Here is a 16,361-nt window from a genome sequence, read left to right as displayed (position 1 = left end):
GAGTCAGAGCAGCAGTCAGGGTGGTTTTACCGTGGTCAACGTGACCGATGGTGCCCACGTTTACGTGGGGCTTGGAACGTTCAAACTTTTCTTTTCCCATTTTCAGGATCCTCTAGCTAAAAGTTTGCTAAAGAGACTCCGGCGAGACGCCGAAGCCCTTTAAGTCAAAGTGAATTAAGCCTTGTTCTTTGCGATGATCTCATCGGCAACGTTCTTCGGCGCTTCCGCGTACTTCAGGAACTCCATGGTGTAAGTGGCGCGACCCTGAGTAGCAGAACGCAGGTCAGTGGCGTAACCGAACATCTCGGCCAGCGGCACTTCCGCGTTGATCACCTTACCGGACGCGCTCTCATCCATACCCTGGATCAGGCCGCGACGGCGGTTCAGGTCACCAACCACGTCACCCATGTTCTCTTCAGGAGTAACCACTTCCACTTTCATGATCGGCTCCAGCAGCACCGCACCGCCCTTCTGGGCCAGCTGCTTGGTCGCCATGGAGGCAGCGATTTTAAACGCCATCTCGTTGGAGTCCACATCGTGGTAAGAACCGTCGTAGACGGTGGCTTTCAGGCCCAGCAGCGGGTAGCCGGCCAGAACACCGTTCTGCATCTGCTCTTCGATACCCTTTTGTACCGCCGGAATGTATTCCTTCGGTACCACACCACCCACGATCTCGTTAACGAATTCCAAGCCTTCCTGAGACTCGTCTTCCGCCGGCTCAAACTTGATCCATACGTGACCGTACTGACCGCGACCACCAGACTGGCGAACGAACTTACCTTCGATCTCAGAGGTGTTGCGGATGGTTTCGCGGTAGGCAACCTGCGGCTTACCGATGTTGGCTTCCACGTTGAACTCGCGACGCATGCGGTCGACGATGATGTCCAGGTGCAGCTCACCCATACCGGAGATGATGGTCTGGCCGGTTTCTTCGTCAGTCTTGACACGGAAAGACGGGTCTTCCTGGGCCAGCTTGCCCAGCGCGATACCCATTTTTTCCTGGTCTGGCTTGGACTTCGGCTCAACCGCTACGGAGATTACCGGCTCCGGGAATTCCATGCGCTCGAGAACGATCTTGGCGTTTTCGGCACACAGGGTGTCACCGGTGGTCACGTCCTTCAGGCCGATCGCCGCGGCGATGTCACCGGCCAGTACTTCCTTGATCTCTTTACGATCGTTGGAGTGCATCTGCACCATACGGCCGACGCGTTCTTTCTTCATTTTCACGGAGTTGTACACCGCGGTACCGCTCTCCAGCTTACCGGAGTAAACGCGGAAGAAAGTCAGAGTACCAACGAAGGGGTCGGTGGCGATTTTGAACGCCAGAGCGGCGAACGGAGCGTCGTCGTCGGCTTCGCGGGTTTCAACGGTCTCGCCGTCTTCCAGGGTACCTTCGATGGCCTTAACTTCAGTCGGCGCCGGCAGGTATTCGATAACCGCGTCCAGTACCGCCTGTACACCCTTGTTCTTGAACGCTGAACCGCCCAGAACCGGCACGATTTCGTTGGCCAGGGTGCGCTGACGGATGGCTGCCTTGATCTCTTCTTCGGACAGCTCGCCTTCTTCCAGGTATTTTTCCATCAGCTCTTCGTTGGCTTCCGCAGCGGCTTCCACCAGGAACTCGCGCATTTCTTCGCACTCGTCCTGCATATCAGCGGGGATGTCGCCATATTCGAAAGTCATGCCCATGTCGTCTTCGTTCCACAGGATGGCCTTCATCTTGACCAGGTCGACAACACCTTTGAACTCGTCTTCGGAACCGATGGTCATCTGCAGCGGTACGGCGTTGGCGTTCAGACGGGTCTTCAGCTGGCCGACAACCTTGCGGAAGTCCGCACCGGCACGGTCCATCTTGTTCACGAATACCATGCGCGGCACGTGGTATTTGTTGGCCTGGCGCCAAACGGTCTCGGTCTGCGGCTGCACACCGGAAGAACCACACAGCACAACCACAGCGCCGTCGAGTACACGCAGGGAGCGCTCTACTTCGATGGTGAAGTCAACGTGTCCGGGGGTGTCGATAATGTTGACGCGGTGCTGCGGGAACTGCTGCTGCATACCGGCCCAGAAGCAGGTGGTCGCTGCAGAAGTAATGGTGATACCACGCTCCTGCTCCTGTTCCATCCAGTCCATGGTGGCGGCACCTTCGTGCACCTCACCGATTTTGTGGGACAGGCCGGTGTAGAAGAGTACGCGCTCGGTAGTAGTGGTCTTACCGGCATCTACGTGGGCGCAGATCCCGATATTACGGTAGCGTTCGATAGGCGTTTTACGTGCCACAGTTGTATCCTCGATATAACGGCAAAAGGCAGCTCGAAAAATTCGTGCTGCCTTTCGGTATTAATTTCCGATGGTGGTATTCATCAGACTTAGAAGCGGTAGTGAGAGAACGCCTTGTTGGCTTCCGCCATACGGTGCACGTCTTCACGCTTCTTGACCGCGCCGCCCTTGTTCTGGGATGCGTCGATCATTTCGTTGGCCAGACGCTGAGCCATGGACTTCTCACCGCGCTTGCGGGAGAACTCTACGAGCCAACGCATTGCCAGTGCCATGCGGCGCGAGGGGCGCACTTCTACCGGCACCTGGTAAGTCGCACCACCCACACGGCGGGATTTCACTTCCACCATCGGCGCGATATTTTCCAGGGACTCTTCGAAAACTTCGATAGGGTCTTTGTTAAGTTTTTCTGAAACCATGTCCAGAGCACCGTATACGATGCGCTCTGCCACAGATTTCTTGCCGCTGATCATGACGTGGTTCATGAACTTGGCCAGGGTGACATTCCCGAATTTAGGATCGGGCAGTACTTCGCGCTTGGCGACTACTCGTCTTCTTGGCATGAGAATTGCCTCTCTTCAGGGTTACTCTGAGACGCCGCCGTAAACACTTACAACTCGGCGAGCTCAGCCTTACTCCGGTTGGAAACCGAAACGCAAATCGTTAAAGGGATTAACCTTTAGGACGCTTGGCGCCGTATTTGGAACGGCCCTGCTTGCGATCGTTTACGCCGGCACAGTCCAGTGCACCGCGTACAGTGTGGTAGCGCACACCCGGCAGGTCTTTTACACGACCGCCGCGAATCAGTACCACGCTGTGCTCCTGCAGGTTGTGACCTTCACCACCGATGTACGAAGTTACTTCGTAACCGTTGGTCAGGCGCACACGGCAAACCTTGCGCAGTGCAGAGTTCGGCTTTTTCGGTGTAGTGGTGTACACACGAGTGCAAACTCCACGACGCTGCGGGCTGGCCTGCAGAGCGGGAACGTCGCTTTTTTCGACTTTGCGTTTTCTCGGCTTACGAACCAACTGGTTGATCGTTGCCATTAAAAATCACTCCAAAAATAAAACGCCCCCACCGTAAAAGCGGGGGCCCAGTCGTCTGTGTGTCCTGCCGGCCATGACAAATAGAAGCCGGGCAGAACACCCCACATAAGCGGGGGCCGCATTCTATAGGCGGCGGCCCGCCTAGTCAATCGGCAATGGAAGTAAGCACTAACCTGCATTGCCGCCAGCCAGTCTCAGCCTGAACGAACACACGAAGCCCGATGCGAAGGGCCTGATAACGGGGCCTTTTCGCCAGACTGTCGGCCGGAGGGACCCGGCCGACAAGCCTACAGGGATGTATTCATGGGGCGGCGCCCAGCCCGTGTCTGGCGGAAAGGCACCGGTAGCAGGGCCGCTACGGTGCCTAATTCCAGCACCCTCACCCCCTCTCCCGCTTGCGGGAGAGGGGGGAGTAAGGAGTTACTCTCCGGAGGACTTCAGGGCCTCGGTCAGAGCCGCTTCCACTTCGGCAGCGGACGGGCCTTCACCGAAGCCCTCTTCCATTTGCAGGCTGCGCTTGCGCTTGCGCTCGGTGTGATAGGCCAGACCGGTACCCGCCGGGATCAGACGGCCAACTACAACGTTTTCCTTCAGGCCGCGCAGGCTGTCTTCCTTGCCGGTTACTGCCGCTTCGGTCAGTACGCGGGTAGTCTCCTGGAAGGAGGCCGCAGACAGGAAGGACTCGGTCGCCAGGGACGCCTTGGTAATACCCAGCAACAGGCGCTCGAACTGAGCCGGCTGCTTGCTTTCGGCGCGCAGGCGCTCGTTCTCTTCGATGACCCGCTGGTACTCGACCTGCTCACCCTTGATGAACTCGGAGTCACCCATCTCGAGAATTTCGACTTTACGCAGCATCTGACGCACGATGGTTTCAATGTGCTTGTCGTTGATGCCCACACCCTGGAGGCGGTAAACCTCCTGAATCTCGTTGGTGATGTAGCGTGCCAGTTCCTCAACGCCCTTCAGGCGCAGGATGTCGTGCGGGTTGGACGGGCCATCGGAGATGACTTCGCCCTTCTCCACGGTCTCACCCTCGAACACGGTCAGCTGACGGTGTTTCGGGATCAGCACTTCGTAGTGATCCTTGCCGTTAGCCAACGGCTTGCCGTCGGTCGGGGTGATCTGCAGGCGTACCTTGCCCTTGGTTTCCTTGCCGAAGGACACGGTACCGGAGATCTCCGCCAGGATGGACGGCTCTTTCGGCTTGCGCGCTTCGAACAGGTCGGCAACCCGCGGCAGACCACCGGTGATGTCCTTGGTACCGCCGGATTCCTGCGGAATACGGGCGATAACGTCACCGACATTCACCTTGTCGCCATCCTTCAGGCTCAGGATAGCGCGCGGCGGCAGCGCGTAGTGCGCCGGCGCGTTGCTGTTGGCCAGGGTCAGTTCCTCGCCGTTTTCATCCACCAGAGTCACCGCCGGACGCAGGTCCTTACCAGCGGCCGGGCGCTCAGCCGGGTCGATGATCTCAATGGAGGAAAGGCCGGTAATTTCGTCGGTCTGCTTGCGAATAGACAGACCTTCTTCCATGCCGGACAACTTCACCCAGCCGGCCACCTCGGTAATGATCGGGTGGGTGTGCGGGTCCCACTTGGCCACTACCTGGCCACCGTCGACCTCGGCACCCTCCGCGACACTGATCACGGCACCGTACGGCAGCTTGTAGCGCTCGCGCTCGCGGCCGGCACTGTCAGCAACGGCCAGCTCACCGGAGCGGGAGACCGCTACCAGGTTGCCCTGGTCGGTTTTCACCGTCTTCACATTGTGCAGACGTACAGTACCGCCCTGCTTAACCTGGATGCTGTCGGCAGCGGAGGCACGGCTCGCCGCACCACCGATGTGGAAGGTCCGCATGGTCAGCTGGGTACCCGGCTCACCGATGGACTGTGCCGCAACAACGCCCACAGACTCACCCGGGTTGGCGCGGTGGCCACGGGCCAGGTCACGGCCGTAACACTGGGCGCAGATACCGTGCGCAGTCTCACAGGTGATCGGCGAACGTACGATTACCTCGTCGATACCCAGGGCTTCGATACGCTCGACCCACTTCTCATCGATCATGGTGCCGGCGGAAACCGCGATCTCGTCGCTGCCTGGCTTGAGCACATCGCGAGCCACGACGCGACCGAGGATACGGTCACCCAGGGACTCGATCACATCACCGCCTTCGATGACCGGCGCCATGGTCAGACCGTCGTCGGTGCCACAGTCAATCTCGGTGATTACCACGTCCTGCGCCACGTCTACCAGACGGCGGGTCAGGTAACCTGAGTTCGCGGTCTTCAGTGCGGTATCCGCGAGACCCTTACGGGCACCGTGGGTCGAGATAAAGTACTGCAGTACGCTCAGGCCCTCACGGAAGTTCGCGGTAATCGCGTTCTCGATAATGGAGCCATCCGGACGCGCCATCAGGCCACGCATACCGGCCAGCTGGCGGATCTGCGCTTCGGAGCCCCGTGCGCCGGAGTCGGCGTACATGTACACGGAGTTGAAGGAGTCCTGCTCGGTCTTGTTGCCTTCGCGATCGACCACCGGCTCTTTCTTGATACCGGCCATCATCGCCTGGGTGACCTTGTCGTTGGTGCGGGACCAGACGTCGATCACCTTGTTGTATTTCTCACCGGCAGTTACCAGACCGGAGGCAAACTGAGCCTCGATCTCCTTCACTTCCGCTTCCGCGGCGGCGATCAGATCCGCCTTGGCGGCCGGGATCTCGAAGTCGTTCACACCGATAGAGGAACCGGACTTGGTGGAGAAATCGAAACCGGTATACATCAGCTGGTCAGCGAAGATGACGGTCGCCTTCAAGCCCACCTTGCGGTAGCACTCGTTCAGAATGCGCGAGATGGCCTTCTTCTTCATCGGCTGGTTGACCATATCGAAAGGCAGGCCTTCCGGTACGATGTTCCACAGCAACGCACGGCCGACCGTCGTGTCGTAGACCTTGCGGGAAGGATGCTTCTCGCCATCTTCACCGACAACGGCTTCATCGATACGCACTTTCACACGCGCCTGCAGGCCGACCTGCTTGGCGTAATAGGCGCGGCTCACCTCTTTGATATCGGCGAAGAACATGCCCTCGCCCCTGGCGTTGACGCGCTCACGGGTCATCCAGTACAGACCCAATACCACGTCCTGGGACGGCACGATGATCGGCTCGCCGTTGGCCGGGGACAGAATGTTGTTGGTGGACATCATCAGCGCGCGGGATTCCAGCTGCGCTTCGATGGTCAGCGGTACGTGTACCGCCATCTGGTCACCGTCGAAGTCGGCGTTGTACGCAGCACACACCAGCGGGTGCAGCTGGATCGCCTTACCTTCGATCAGTACCGGCTCGAACGCCTGAATACCCAGACGGTGCAGGGTCGGGGCGCGGTTCAGCAGCACCGGGTGCTCGCGGATCACCTCGTCGAGGATATCCCATACGATGGCTTCTTCACGCTCGACCATTTTCTTGGCCGCCTTGATGGTGGTGGCCATGCCGCGGGCTTCCAGCTTGCCGAAAATAAACGGCTTGAACAGCTCCAGAGCCATTTTCTTCGGCAGACCACACTGGTGCAGTCGCAGGGTCGGGCCAACCACGATCACGGAACGACCGGAGTAGTCGACGCGCTTGCCCAGCAGGTTCTGACGGAAGCGACCCTGCTTACCCTTGATCATGTCGGCCAGGGACTTCAGCGGGCGCTTGTTGGAACCGGTAATGGCGCGGCCGCGGCGGCCGTTGTCCAGCAGTGCGTCCACGGATTCCTGCAGCATGCGCTTTTCGTTGCGCACGATGATGTCCGGCGCGTTCAGCTCGAGCAGGCGCTTCAGGCGGTTGTTGCGGTTAATCACGCGACGGTACAGGTCATTCAGGTCGGAGGTCGCAAAGCGGCCGCCGTCCAGCGGTACCAACGGACGCAGATCCGGCGGCAGAACCGGCAGCGCCTGCATGATCATCCACTCCGGGTTGTTACCGGACTTGTAGAAGGCTTCCAGCAGCTTCAGGCGCTTGGACAGCTTCTTGATCTTGGTCTCGGAATTGGTCGCCGGGATCTCTTCGCGCAGGCGCTGGATTTCAGACGGCAGGTCGATGTCGCGCATCAGCTCCTGGATCGCCTCGGCGCCCATCTTGGCTTCGAACTCGTCGGCAAACTCTTCCATCGCCTCGAAGTACTGCTCGTCGTTCAGCAGCTGGCCGCGCTCCAGGGTGGTCATACCCGGATCGGTCACCACGTAGGATTCGAAGTAGAGCACGCGCTCGATATCGCGCAGGGTCATGTCCAGCAGCAGGCCGATACGGGACGGCAGCGACTTCAGGAACCAGATGTGTGCAACCGGGCTGGCCAGCTCGATGTGGCCCATGCGCTCGCGGCGCACTTTCGCCTTGGTCACTTCAACGCCGCACTTCTCGCAGATGATGCCGCGATGCTTCATGCGCTTGTACTTGCCGCACAGACACTCGTAGTCCTTCACCGGACCGAAGATCTTGGCGCAGAACAGGCCTTCGCGCTCGGGCTTGAAGGTACGGTAGTTGATGGTCTCGGGCTTTTTCACTTCGCCGTAGGACCAGGAGCGGATCATGTCAGGAGACGCCAGACCGATACGGATGGCGTCAAATTCTTCCAGCTGTTCCCGGTCTTTCACCAGGTTTAACAAATCTTTCAAGGCCTTTCCTCCACTAGGGGGTAGTCAACCCGACCTACATCACTTTGTGCCGGGTGGGCCGGCGACCCAATTACTCTCGGGGTCACCGGCTCTCATCTCAGTTCGCCTGTAAACAGGCTCCTACACCAAAAACGGTCTTAGTCGTGCTCCAGCTCGAAATTCATGCCGAGGGAGCGAATTTCCTTGACCAGTACGTTGAAGGATTCCGGCATACCGGGCTCCATGCGATGGTCGGAGTCCACGATGTTCTTGTACATCTTGGTCCGGCCTTCCACGTCGTCGGATTTGACCGTGAGCATTTCCTGCAGGGTGTAGGCGGCGCCGTAGGCTTCCAGCGCCCAGACCTCCATCTCACCGAATCGCTGACCACCGAACTGGGCCTTACCACCCAACGGCTGCTGGGTAACCAGGCTGTAGGAACCGGTGGAACGCGCGTGCATCTTGTCGTCCACCAGGTGGTTCAGCTTCAGCATGTACATGTAACCGACGGTCACCGGACGCTCGAAGGCATCGCCGGTGCGGCCGTCGTGCAGGGTGATCTGACCGGAGTCCGGCACGTCGGCGAGGCGCAGTAGCTGCTTGATCTCGCTTTCGTCGGCACCGTCGAAGACCGGAGTGGCCATCGGTACACCGCGGCGCAGATTCTCGGCCATCGCGAGGACTTCCTCGTCAGTCAGGGAATCCAGCTCTTCGACGCGACCGCCGGTGGAGTTGTACACCTCTTCCAGGAAGCCGCGCACCTTGGCGACTTCCTGCTGCTCCTTGACCATGCGATCGATCTTCACACCGAGACCCTTGGCGGCCATACCCAGGTGCATTTCCAGTACCTGACCCACGTTCATACGGGACGGCACGCCCAGTGGGTTCAGAACGATATCCACCGGCTCGCCGTTCTGGTCGTAGGGCATGTCCTCGACCGGCTTGATCACGGAGATCACACCCTTGTTACCGTGGCGACCGGCCATCTTGTCGCCGGGCTGGATGCGGCGCTTGATCGCCAGGTAAACCTTGACGATTTTCAGCACGCCCGGCGCCAGGTCGTCGCCGGATTCCAGTTTTTTCTTCTTGTCTTCGAAGACTTCGTCGAGCAGCTTGCGGCGCTCTTTCAGCTGCGCTTCGGCCTTCTCGAGCTGTTCGTTCAGGCTCTCTTCGGCCATGCGCAGCTTGAACCAGTCTTCGCGCGGCAGGTTGGCGAGAACGTCTGCAGACAGCACGTCGCCCTTCTTGACGCCCTTGCCACCGGCAACCTTCTGGCCTTCCAGAGCCGCCTGCAGACGCTCGAAAGTGGCGCCTTCGACGATGCGGTATTCTTCGTTCAGGTCCTTGCGGACTTCGTCCAGCTGCGCCTTCTCGATATCGATGGAGCGCTGGTCTTTCTGCAGGCCGTCGCGGGTGAACACCTGAACGTCGATCACGGTACCGCGGGTGCCACTCGGCGCACGCAGGGAGGTGTCCTTAACGTCGGACGCCTTCTCACCGAAGATGGCCCGCAGCAGCTTCTCTTCCGGCGTCAGCTGGGCTTCACCTTTCGGCGTTACCTTGCCTACCAGGATGTCACCCGCGCCCACTTCGGCACCGATATAGACGATGCCGGACTCGTCCAGCTTGTTCAGTGCAGACTCGCCCACGTTGGGGATATCCGCAGTGATTTCCTCACTGCCCAGCTTGGTGTCGCGGGCAATACAGGTCAGCTCCTGGATGTGGATGGTGGTGAAGCGATCTTCCTGCACCACGCGCTCACTGATCAGGATGGAGTCCTCGAAGTTGTAGCCGTTCCAGGGCATGAACGCGATGCGCATGTTCTGGCCCAGGGCTAGCTCGCCCAGGTCCACGGACGGGCCGTCGGCGAGGATATCGCCACGCTCAACCACGTCGCCGGTCTTAACGATCGGGCGCTGGTTGATGCAGGTATTCTGGTTGGAGCGGGTGTACTTGGTCAGGTTGTAGATATCCACACCCGCTTCACCGGCTTCCACCTCGGCATCGGCTACGCGCACAACCACTCGGCTGGCGTCGACACGCTCGATTACACCGCCGCGCTTGGCCACCACACAGACGCCGGAGTCGCGCGCCACGGTGCGCTCCATGCCGGTACCCACCAGCGGCTTCTCGGCGCGCAGGGTCGGAACCGCCTGACGTTGCATGTTCGAGCCCATCAGGGCGCGGTTGGCGTCATCGTGCTCGAGGAACGGAATCATCGCCGCTGCCACGGACACCACCTGCTTCGCGGACACGTCCATGTACTGGATCTCGTCCGACGTCTTCAGGGTAAATTCGTTGTGGTGACGCACGCTGACCAGGTCGTCGGTGAAGCGGCCATTTTCATCCACGGCAGCGGAGGCCTGGGCGATCACGTAGTTGGCTTCGTTGATCGCGGACAGATATTCAATCTCGTCGGTCACCTGGCCGTCGACAACCTTTCGGTACGGGCTCTCGAGGAAGCCGTAATGGTTGGCGCGGGCGTATGCGGCCAGCGAGTTGATCAGACCGATGTTCGGACCTTCCGGAGTCTCGATCGGACACACACGGCCGTAATGCGTCGGGTGTACGTCGCGCACCTCAAAGCCGGCGCGCTCGCGGGTCAGACCGCCCGGGCCGAGTGCGGACACGCGGCGCTTGTGGGTTACTTCCGACAGCGGGTTGTTCTGGTCCATAAACTGGGACAGCTGCGAGGAACCGAAGAATTCCTTCACGGCAGCGGCCACCGGCTTGGCGTTGATCAGGTCCTGCGGCATCAGGCCTTCGGACTCAGCCATGGACAGGCGCTCTTTTACCGCGCGCTCTACGCGCACCAGGCCCACGCGGAACTGGTTTTCGGCCATTTCGCCCACGGAACGCACGCGACGGTTACCCAGGTGATCGATGTCGTCGACCATACCCTGACCGTTACGGATATCGATCAGCGTCTTCAGCACTTCGACGATATCTTCTTTGCTCAGGGTACCCGATCCGGTTTCGTCATCACGACCCAGGCGGCGGTTGAACTTCATGCGGCCCACGGCAGACAGGTCGTAGCGCTCGTCGGTGAAGAACAGGTTTTCGAACAGGGACTCCGCGGACTCCTTGGTCGGCGGCTCGCCCGGGCGCATCATGCGATAGATTTCCACCAGTGCTTCCAACTGGGTGCGCGACGGATCTGCGCGCAGGGTGTCGGAAACAAATGGACCGCGATCCAGGTCGTTGGTGTACAGGGTCTCGAATTTCTTGACGTTCAGCGCGCGCAGCTTGGCGATCACCTCCTCGGTGATTTCGCTGTTACATTCGACCGCCACTTCACCGGTAGTCTCGTCAATAACGTCGTGGGCGAGTATGCGACCGAAAACGTAGTCGATCGGCGCTTCGAGGCGCTCGACGCCCGCCTTTTCCAGCTGGCGGATGTGGCGCGGGGTGATGCGACGGCCGTCCTCGACGATTACTTTGCCCTTTCCGTCCTTGATATCGAAAGAGGCGACGTCACCGCGCAGGCGCGACGGGATCAGGTCCAGGCTGACGTGATCTTCATGCAGCTCGAACAGGCTGGTATCGAAGAACATCTCCAGCATTTCCTGGGAGGAATAACCCAGGGCGCGCAGCAGAATGGTCGCCGGCAGCTTGCGGCGACGGTCGATACGCACGTAGACCAGGTCTTTCGGGTCGAACTCGAAGTCCAGCCAGGAGCCGCGGTAGGGGATTACGCGCGCGGCGTAAAGCAGCTTACCGGAAGAGTGGGTCTTGCCTTTGTCATGATCGAAAAATACACCCGGGGAACGGTGCAGCTGGGACACGATCACACGCTCGGTACCGTTGATCACGAAGGTACCGTTATCGGTCATGAGCGGGATTTCGCCCATGTACACTTCCTGCTCCTTGATGTCCTTGATGGACTTACTGGCAGACTCTTTATCGTAGATGATCAGACGCACGCGTACGCGCAGCGGGCAGGCGTAGGTGACGCCGCGCAGCGTACACTCTTTAACGTCGAAAGCCGGCTTGCCCAGGGTGTAGCTCACGTACTCCAGGGCGGCATTGCCGGAATAGCTGACAATCGGAAATACGGACTTGAACGCCGCTTGCAGACCGACATCGAGACGCTCGTCGGGGCGTTTGTCGGCCTGTGTGAAATTGCGATAAGAATCCAGCTGTATCGCAAGCAGGAAAGGTACATCCATGACCTTAGGCAGTTTGCCAAAATCCTTGCGGATACGTTTTTTCTCAGTGTATGAGTAAGCCATTCATATTCCCCAGCTTGATCAGTGACAAGACTTCGTGGTGCTCCCGCCAGTGTCGGCGAAAAGGAGCTCCTCCGGGCGAGAAGCCTCTGGTCAACGCAGCACCGCAACGCTGACCGGAAACCTCTCCCACTGCCGCTTTTCAGCGACGCGCCGATTGCGTTAAGGTGTATTCGCGGTCCGGCCGGTCAATTCCCTTGGCCGAGGAGCCACAAAAACCTCGATGCCGCAAACGGCAAAAAGGCCGGCGGACAAAGTCCACCAGCCTTGCCGCTGCCGGCCGGTCAAACCGACTGACAGCGGAGAGTCGCAACAACCGAATTACTTCAGTTCTACAGTTGCGCCAGCTTCTTCCAGCTCTTTCTTGGCTGCTTCGGCTTCGTCTTTGGTAGCGCCTTCTTTCAGCGGGCTCGGAGCGCCGTCTACCAGTGCCTTGGCTTCTTTCAGGCCCAGGCCAGTGATACCGCGAACAACCTTGATCACGTTCACTTTCTTCTCGCCAGCAGAAGTCAGGACCACGTCGAAAGAGTCCTTCTCTTCAGCAGCAGCTTCGCCGCCAGCCGGGCCAGCCATAACTGCAGCAGCTGCAGTTACACCGAACTTCTCTTCCATCGCTTCGATCAGCTCGACAACGTCCTTAACGGACATTTCGGCAACAGCGTTGATGATATCTTCTTTAGTCAGAGACATGAGTCATTACCTGATTTGTGTGAGCAGAAAACTGCTCGTCAATTCATTAAAAACTGCCACTTCGCTTAGCGAAGAAATTAGGCAGCTTCCTGCTCTTTTTGGTCGCGAATGGCCGCAATAGTGCGAACCAGCTTGCCAGCAGATGCTTCTTTCAACACGCTCATCAGCTTGGCGATCGCCTCGTCGTATGTCGGCAGGCTTGCCAACAGTGCGACGTCGGTGATCGCGCCTTCGAAGGCAGCACCTTTCAGTTCCAGCTTGTCATTCTTTTTCGCGAACTCTTTCAGGATGCGCGCGCCGGCACCCGGATGTTCGTTGGAAAAAGCAATGATGCTGGGACCGACGAATGTCTCGGTGAGACATTCGTAGTCGGTACCTGCCAGAGCGCGACGCGCCAGAGTGTTGCGGACGACCTTCAACCAAACGCCGTTCTCGCGAGCCTCTTTGCGCAGGGCAGTCATATCGTTCACGGTTACACCGCGGGAATCCGCGATAACCGCCGACAGAGCACCCTTAGCAGCTTGCTGGACTTCTGCGACAATCGCTTTCTTGTCTTCGAGTCCAATAGCCATAGTGTCACTCCTGGATTTGAAAAAAGACCGGGAACACTGCCCCCGATCCGTTCCGGTGCTTCGAGCTCAAATCCAGTAAAAATACTGGTTTGGGCGACACCGTCTGCGTAGGCTCGAACTTCTTGAGTGGCCAGCCTCGGATGGCCACCCGGCTAAAGTCCGGATTAAGTCCGTCGCGCTAAACCTCAAACGCGACCGACGCCTACGGTCTTTGACGGCCCGCTTTCCCGCCGAGGCGGTTGAGCGGACCCCAAAGTTCGGTTTGCTGCGGCACCGCTTACGAATGCCGCAGACATAATTAAATGGTCAGGGACGACTGATCGATGATCAGACCCGGGCCCATGGTGGTGCTCAGGGTGATCTTCTTCAGGTATACGCCCTTGGCGGAAGCCGGCTTGGCCTTTTTCAGGTCAGCAACCAGCGCTTCCAGGTTTTCTTTCAGCGCGTTCAGTTCGAAGCCGACCTTGCCGATACCGCCGTGGATGATGCCGCCTTTGTCGGCGCGGAAACGCACCTGACCGGCCTTGGCATTTTTTACAGCAGTAACCACGTCCGGAGTTACGGTGCCGGTTTTCGGGTTCGGCATCAGGCCGCGCGGGCCCAGGATCTGACCCAGCTGGCCAACAACGCGCATCGCGTCCGGAGAGGCGATTACCACGTCGAAATCCATCTTACCGGCCTTAACTTCGGCCGCCAGCTCGTCCATACCCACCAGATCAGCGCCAGCCTCTTTCGCCGCGTCGGCGTTGGCACCCTGGGTGAATACAGCTACGCGCACATCTTTACCGGTGCCGTGCGGCAGGGTAGTGGCGCCACGAACAGCCTGGTCGGACTTACGCGGATCGATGCCCAGATTGATGGACGCGTCCACAGTCTCGGCAAACTTCACATTGGACAGCTCTTTCAGCAGGGCGACGGCTTCGTCGATACCGTAGGCTTTGCCCGCTTCAACTTTCTCAGCGATAGCGCGCTGACGCTTGCTCAATTTAGCCACTTACAGACCCTCCACTTCGATACCGGCACTGCGCGCAGAACCAGCGATGGTGCGCACGGCTGCATCCAGGTCAGATGCAGTCAGGTCTGCCTTCTTCATTTCTACGATCTCTTCGATCTGGGCGCGGGTCACCTTGCCGACTTTGTCGGTGTTCGGACGACCGGAACCGCTCTTGATCTTGGCAGCCTTGCGCAGCAGTACCGCGGCGGGCGGCGACTTCATGATGAAGGTGAAGGAGCGATCGCTGTATACAGAGATCACTACGGGTACCGGCAGGCCCGGCTCCAGGCTCTGGGTCTGGGCGTTGAACGCTTTACAGAACTCCATGATGTTCACACCGTGCTGACCCAGTGCAGGGCCGACGGGCGGGCTCGGGTTGGCCTGACCGGCCTTTACTTGCAGCTTGATATAAGCTTCGACTTTCTTAGCCATTACAGCTCTCCTCTTGTTGGGTGGTAACGCCTGCGCTGGGCAACCCCAAGGGTTGCAACGCTCGGCTCCCCGATTGCCCCAAAAATGGCAGATTGCAATTTCCGGGGACGCGAAAGCCCTCTTCCGCCAAGCGGCAGAAGAGGGCCAAAAATTTCATCTCGGCGTCAGGTCTTCTCTACCTGACCAAACTCCAGCTCCACAGGGGTGGAACGACCGAAGATCAACACCGCGACACGCAGGCGGCTCTTTTCGTAGTTGACCTCTTCCACGACACCATTGAAATCGTTAAACGGACCATCGATAACGCGAACCATCTCACCCGGCTCAAACAGGGTCTTGGGTTTCGGTTTATCAACGGAGTCATCGATACGATTCAGAATAGCCTGGGCCTCGCGATCGGTAATCGGCGCCGGCTTGTCCGCCTTGCCACCGATAAAACCGAGCACACGCGGGGTCTCTTTGACCAGGTGCCAGGTATCGTCGTTCAGCTCCATCTCCACCAGCACGTAACCGGGGAAGAACTTGCGCTCACTCTTGCGCTTCTGACCGGCACGCATTTCCACCACTTCTTCGGTGGGAACCAACACCTCACCAAACAGGTGATCCATTTCGTGCAGCTCGATGCGCTCCTTCAAAGAAGCGGCGACGCGCTTCTCATAGCCGGAGTAAGCCTGGACAACGTACCAATGCTTAGACATGTATCAACCTTTAGCCGATAACCTTGGAGGCCGCCCAACCGAGGGCGGAATCCAGTGCCCACAGAATCAGCGCCATAATCAACACGAACACAACCACGATCAGCGTGGTTTGAGTCGCTTCCTGCCGGGTCGGCCAGACTACGCGCCGCACCTCTGCCTGCGCCTCGCGCAGCAGAGTCCAGAAAGCATTACCCTTGGCGGTATTAACTGCCACAACCAGCGCCACCAGGCAGATCGCCACGATCGCCAGCACACGGTAAAGGAGGGGGAATTCGGCGTAATAGGAGTTGCCAGCAACAGCGGCGCCAACCAACAGCACCACCAGCAGCCACTTCAGGCCGTCAAGACGAAAGGTTTTCGCTTCTACCTTAGCATTCATACAAAAGAAGCCCTTAGCGCACTATAGATAAGCCCTTAGCGCTTACAAACACAACCCCAATAAAATCAGGGAGTTGCGACGCCCTCAGGCACCCCCTCAACCATCAACAAAAGGGGCGGGGCGATTGAAATTTGGCAGGCCAGGAGGGACTCGAACCCCCAACAGCCGGTTTTGGAGACCGGTGCTCTACCAATTGAACTACTGGCCTGGAACAGCACGGGCACCGTGGCACCCGAAAATGAAGGGGCGGATATTATCACCCTCCCCCACATTTCGCAAAATGCGCTACCGAAGAATTTCAGTAGCGCGACGACCAACGATTACTCGATGATCTTGGCAACAACGCCGGCGCCAACGGTACGGCCACCTTCGCGGATCGCGAAGCGCAGGCCTTCTTCCATGGCGATCGGGGCA

Annotated in this window: 13 protein-coding genes and 1 tRNA gene; all 14 read right to left on the bottom strand. The window is 58.9% G+C overall.

The window, feature by feature from the left end; translation table 11 throughout:
• Positions 1-100: GTP-binding protein (locus BUC36_RS18515; RefSeq protein WP_200797328.1), on the bottom strand; the 100-nt coding region annotated here is incomplete at its 3' end.
• A 74-nt stretch (positions 101-174) separates the two neighbouring features.
• Positions 175-2,280 (bottom strand): elongation factor G, encoded by a 2,106-nt coding sequence (gene fusA, locus BUC36_RS18510; RefSeq protein ID WP_073277986.1) that lies wholly within the window; start codon positions 2,278-2,280, stop codon positions 175-177.
• An 89-nt stretch (positions 2,281-2,369) separates the two neighbouring features.
• A complete protein-coding gene (gene rpsG, locus BUC36_RS18505) occupies positions 2,370-2,840 on the bottom strand; it encodes a 30S ribosomal protein S7 (RefSeq protein ID WP_073277984.1) in 471 nt (156 codons plus the stop codon).
• Positions 2,841-2,949: 109 nt separating this feature from the next.
• Positions 2,950-3,324 (bottom strand): 30S ribosomal protein S12, encoded by a 375-nt coding sequence (gene rpsL, locus BUC36_RS18500; RefSeq protein WP_067150990.1) that lies wholly within the window; start codon positions 3,322-3,324, stop codon positions 2,950-2,952.
• A gap of 420 nt (positions 3,325-3,744) precedes the next feature.
• Positions 3,745-7,974, bottom strand: coding sequence for a DNA-directed RNA polymerase subunit beta' (rpoC, locus tag BUC36_RS18495; protein ID WP_073277982.1), 4,230 nt, complete (start codon positions 7,972-7,974; stop codon positions 3,745-3,747).
• Between the two features lie 137 nt (positions 7,975-8,111).
• Positions 8,112-12,185 (bottom strand): DNA-directed RNA polymerase subunit beta, encoded by a 4,074-nt coding sequence (gene rpoB / locus BUC36_RS18490; RefSeq protein ID WP_073277980.1) that lies wholly within the window; start codon positions 12,183-12,185, stop codon positions 8,112-8,114.
• 318 nt (positions 12,186-12,503) lie between these two features.
• Positions 12,504-12,872, bottom strand: a complete 369-nt coding sequence (gene rplL / locus BUC36_RS18485; protein ID WP_073277978.1) for a 50S ribosomal protein L7/L12 — start codon at positions 12,870-12,872, stop codon at positions 12,504-12,506.
• A 77-nt stretch (positions 12,873-12,949) separates the two neighbouring features.
• Positions 12,950-13,444, bottom strand: coding sequence for a 50S ribosomal protein L10 (gene rplJ / locus BUC36_RS18480; RefSeq protein WP_073277976.1), 495 nt, complete (start codon positions 13,442-13,444; stop codon positions 12,950-12,952).
• A gap of 298 nt (positions 13,445-13,742) precedes the next feature.
• Positions 13,743-14,438 (bottom strand): 50S ribosomal protein L1, encoded by a 696-nt coding sequence (gene rplA / locus BUC36_RS18475; protein ID WP_073277974.1) that lies wholly within the window; start codon positions 14,436-14,438, stop codon positions 13,743-13,745.
• Positions 14,439-14,870: a 50S ribosomal protein L11 gene (rplK, locus tag BUC36_RS18470; RefSeq protein WP_073277972.1), complete on the bottom strand. Its 432-nt coding sequence runs from the start codon at positions 14,868-14,870 to the stop codon at positions 14,439-14,441.
• Between the two features lie 164 nt (positions 14,871-15,034).
• Positions 15,035-15,568: a transcription termination/antitermination protein NusG gene (gene nusG / locus BUC36_RS18465; RefSeq protein WP_073277970.1), complete on the bottom strand. Its 534-nt coding sequence runs from the start codon at positions 15,566-15,568 to the stop codon at positions 15,035-15,037.
• Between the two features lie 10 nt (positions 15,569-15,578).
• Entirely contained in the window at positions 15,579-15,947 is a 369-nt protein-coding gene (secE, locus tag BUC36_RS18460) for a preprotein translocase subunit SecE (RefSeq protein ID WP_073277968.1), read from the bottom strand.
• Positions 15,948-16,079: 132 nt separating this feature from the next.
• Positions 16,080-16,155: transfer RNA gene (locus BUC36_RS18455), tRNA-Trp, on the bottom strand.
• A 112-nt stretch (positions 16,156-16,267) separates the two neighbouring features.
• Positions 16,268-16,361, bottom strand: a 94-nt coding sequence (locus tag BUC36_RS18450; protein ID WP_072445389.1) for an EF-Tu C-terminal domain-related protein, incomplete at its 5' end; no start/stop codon positions are given.

It is taken from the genome of Microbulbifer donghaiensis, assembly GCF_900129095.1.
Classification (GTDB): domain Bacteria; phylum Pseudomonadota; class Gammaproteobacteria; order Pseudomonadales; family Cellvibrionaceae; genus Microbulbifer; species Microbulbifer donghaiensis.
The sequence above is the reverse complement of the archived record's forward strand: the minus strand, read 5'-3'. Positions and strand labels throughout refer to the sequence as shown.

What these genes read in the sequence shown, in the direction of transcription:
- rpsG (WP_073277984.1), bottom strand. Translation starts at nt 2,840, where the DNA reads ATGCCAAGAAGACGAGTAGTCGCCAAGCGCGAAGTACTGCCCGATCCT.
- rpsL (WP_067150990.1), bottom strand. Translation starts at nt 3,324, where the DNA reads ATGGCAACGATCAACCAGTTGGTTCGTAAGCCGAGAAAACGCAAAGTC.
- rpoB (WP_073277980.1), bottom strand. Translation starts at nt 12,185, where the DNA reads ATGGCTTACTCATACACTGAGAAAAAACGTATCCGCAAGGATTTTGGC.
- rplL (WP_073277978.1), bottom strand. Translation starts at nt 12,872, where the DNA reads ATGTCTCTGACTAAAGAAGATATCATCAACGCTGTTGCCGAAATGTCC.
- rplJ (WP_073277976.1), bottom strand. Translation starts at nt 13,444, where the DNA reads ATGGCTATTGGACTCGAAGACAAGAAAGCGATTGTCGCAGAAGTCCAG.
- rplK (WP_073277972.1), bottom strand. Translation starts at nt 14,870, where the DNA reads ATGGCTAAGAAAGTCGAAGCTTATATCAAGCTGCAAGTAAAGGCCGGT.
- nusG (WP_073277970.1), bottom strand. Translation starts at nt 15,568, where the DNA reads ATGTCTAAGCATTGGTACGTTGTCCAGGCTTACTCCGGCTATGAGAAG.
- secE (WP_073277968.1), bottom strand. Translation starts at nt 15,947, where the DNA reads ATGAATGCTAAGGTAGAAGCGAAAACCTTTCGTCTTGACGGCCTGAAG.